At 51.0% G+C, this 2,705-nt stretch carries 3 protein-coding genes and 1 pseudogene; 1 reads left to right on the top strand and 3 read right to left on the bottom strand.

The features are described 5' to 3' along the window. A pseudogene (locus GFJ39_RS13770) lies at positions 1-124 on the top strand (IS5/IS1182 family transposase); the annotation flags it as partial. Positions 125-130: 6 nt separating this feature from the next. On the opposite strand, the gene GFJ39_RS13765 reads toward GFJ39_RS13770, so the two are convergent. From GFJ39_RS13765 to GFJ39_RS14395, 3 genes are all read right to left on the bottom strand, one after another. After that, a complete protein-coding gene (locus GFJ39_RS13765) occupies positions 131-1,351 on the bottom strand; it encodes an SMP-30/gluconolactonase/LRE family protein (RefSeq protein WP_153432015.1) in 1,221 nt (406 codons plus the stop codon). A gap of 143 nt (positions 1,352-1,494) precedes the next feature. After that, on the bottom strand, positions 1,495-1,815 hold the full coding sequence (locus GFJ39_RS14400; protein ID WP_228391984.1) for a hypothetical protein: 321 nt from the start codon (positions 1,813-1,815) through the stop codon (positions 1,495-1,497). 16 nt (positions 1,816-1,831) lie between these two features. Beyond that, complete coding sequence (locus GFJ39_RS14395) at positions 1,832-2,170, bottom strand: DUF6538 domain-containing protein (protein ID WP_228391983.1); 339 nt, start codon at positions 2,168-2,170, stop codon at positions 1,832-1,834. Positions 2,171-2,705: the final 535 nt, after the last annotated feature.

Below are 2,705 nucleotides of genomic sequence, written 5' to 3'. Positions count from 1 at the left end.
CCGCTCTAACTTCTGGCCTCGCCTCAAGGAGTGGCGCGCTGTCGCAACCAGATACGAAAAAACAGCAACATCGTTCCTCGCGGTCATCCACATCGCTGTCGCAGCCAAGTGCATCAAGACCTAAAAGGCCCTAAGACGGCGCGAAGCCTTGCACTCCGACTTGGAGTGTAAAGAGGGAGCCTGCGGCACACATAAATAGGTGGTCACGCTTGGGGCCGCCAAAGGTTAAGTTGGAGCAGCCTTGTGGCAACCTGATGCGCCCAATGAGTTTCCCGGCAGGGTTGAACACCATGACGCCACAGAGGCCGAGGGGGCCTGAAGCGCCACACCAGAGATTACCGAAAACGTCGACGCGGATGCCGTCGGGATTCATTTGGGCGCCATTTAATTGCATGGTGCTGAAAATGCGACCGTTGCTCAGAGTGCCGTCTTTAACGTCGTAAATATGAATGGCTTGATCTCCACCGACGGATTGACCGGGACCTTTGGGCGTGGAAACGACGTAAAGCTTTTTATGGTCTGGAGAAAAGCAGAGGCCATTCGGGTCACGAATGTCCTTTTCTTGAAGGACGGCCGTCAGTGTGCCGTCTGGAGCAATGCGAAACACGTGGTCCGCCTGGCGTTTGGTTCCACCAATTTCGCCGATAAGTTCTCGCCCAATATTCCATCTGATTTTGCCGTCCGGATTTGTCGGACCACCGGGTGCATCGGGATGACCTTCAGCGAGATTTGTGCCGTATCCCGGGTCTGTAAACCAGACGCTGCCATCAGGATGCGGAACAACATCATTGGGGGAATTGAGACCTTGTCCGTTATAGCGGTCAGCAAGGACTTTGACGCTGCCATCATGTTCCCAACGCACCACGCGGCGGAAAAAATCTTCACAAACGATGAGACGTCCTGTGAAGTCGAAACAATTTCCATTTGCGGCATAGCTATCAGGGCGGAAGTCTGAAATCTCGCCTGTCTCCCATGTATACCGTAGAGCACGAGAACGGATGACATCGCTTAAAACCAGAAAGCGGCCTTCCGTGCTCCATGCGGGTCCTTCCAGCCATCCCCCTTGGTCCCAAACGCGACGAAGGGGTGCCGCAAAATAGGTCAGGTCCCTGAAGGACGGGTCGAGAAAGATGACGTCGGGGTCGGGGAGAAAGCTGGGGCCTGCTTGCGCTCCCCATTCTCGTGCAGGCTGGCTGACGACGCTGGGAGGGTTAATGCTTCCAGAAAGGCTCGTTGCTCTTACGTTTTTTAAGCCGAGGAAGGAGGCTCCTGCCAGCCCTGTGAGAATAGTGCGGCGGGTAGGGGCCTTTTTGAAAAGATGGGTCTTAGAAGATGGAAAAGGCGCAATCATAACATTCTCCTTGGCTTATGTGCGTATTGTCACGACTGTCCAAGTGAGAAAAATCACCATTTCGTATGGTCTGTCTTGATAATTATTTTTGAAATTTTGAATTTCTCAAAATAATCCTATTCTATTTCTGAGTATTTTCATACTTATTCTGTTGTTTTTTGAAATTCAGTTTCTGAATTGCTATCTTTTTCTCTGAGGTTTTTCTGTCCTGAGCCTGAACTGACAGACGGTTTGGCCTTGAGGCTCAGGAAGGTTTCGGACGTTTCGGAGAACAGAGGGGAGGGTTTGGGCGTTGGCGGCTGGACAAGCTGTGTCAGCACGGCAACCTGCTCTGCGAGCTTTGTCAAAGCTACCTCGCCCGGGCTCCTGGCGGACTTGCCCAGTTTGTAAATGATGCCTGTCAGGGTGTTGATTTCGGGACCAATCTTTTCAAGCACGCTGGAAACCTGCTGGTGGTCTTCCATCCTTGCCAGAAGGTGCTCAGTATTCTTTCAGAGCTTGAATCTCACTGTCGTAGGTCTGGACAATGGACTGAAACAGGTCCTGCTGGACAGGATTCAGGTCAGATGTGGCCAGAGCCTCCTGAAAGGTCTCAACCGCTTTGTTGAGCGAGGATGTTTCTTCCGATGAAGACATGGCCAGACTGATGCACTCGAAAAGCTGAGAGGTCAGTCCATACATGACACAGGCACGGGTTCTGGCAAGATTTCTGTCTAAGGTCTCGAGAGAGTGCCAGATTTCCCGTTTCTCCAGAGCAGGCCGAAAACGAACGGGAATCCCGCGTCTGAAATGGAAACCGGATTGCAGACGAATCAGCACAACAGGGCTCGTTTTGTAGAAGCCCTTTGTAGAAGAATGGGGGCTCCGGGTTGCTGAAAACCCTAAAAGCCGTTTATTCTCAACAATTTAGATGTGATGCGAGCTGCGGGACTCGAATAAGAACTGTCCCGGAGTGACCTACTTAAGTTATTGAAATATATAACTTTTAGAGTGATATTTTCTGGCGAATTGTAGAAGGCCTTTGTAAATAAGTCTACCGTTTAGAAAGCTTTATTGGAGGGCTATTTTTGATGGACTTACAGCGTCACGATGTTGTTTTCCCAGGCTGGGATTCAGGCGACCCTGGTAACCCCTCTCAGCGTTCGCTGTGGGTGTACGGTATCGAACCAGGTGGAAGTGACACCATCCAGCAAGCTCTCAATGAGGAATTGTCTGTTCCTGAGAATGGAGAGGTCGCGAATTATTCGGTCAAATGTCAGTGGAATGTTTGGAAATGGCCCTTCAATCGAAAGGCACACATGCTGATTTCAGTTGTGTAGGGAATGCCCATCCATGTTCCAACCTTTGCTCGGGA

The organism is Gluconobacter aidae (genome assembly GCF_009547075.1).
In the GTDB taxonomy this organism is placed as follows: domain Bacteria; phylum Pseudomonadota; class Alphaproteobacteria; order Acetobacterales; family Acetobacteraceae; genus Gluconobacter; species Gluconobacter aidae.
Note: the sequence above shows the minus strand (reverse complement) of the source record. Positions and strands in the feature narration are given on the sequence as shown.

Bases quoted from the DNA above. Each gene is read 5' to 3' on its own strand.
- GFJ39_RS14400 (WP_228391984.1), bottom strand. From the start codon at position 1,815: ATGGAAGACCACCAGCAGGTTTCCAGCGTGCTTGAAAAGATTGGTCCC.
- GFJ39_RS13765 (WP_153432015.1), bottom strand. From the start codon at position 1,351: ATGATTGCGCCTTTTCCATCTTCTAAGACCCATCTTTTCAAAAAGGCC.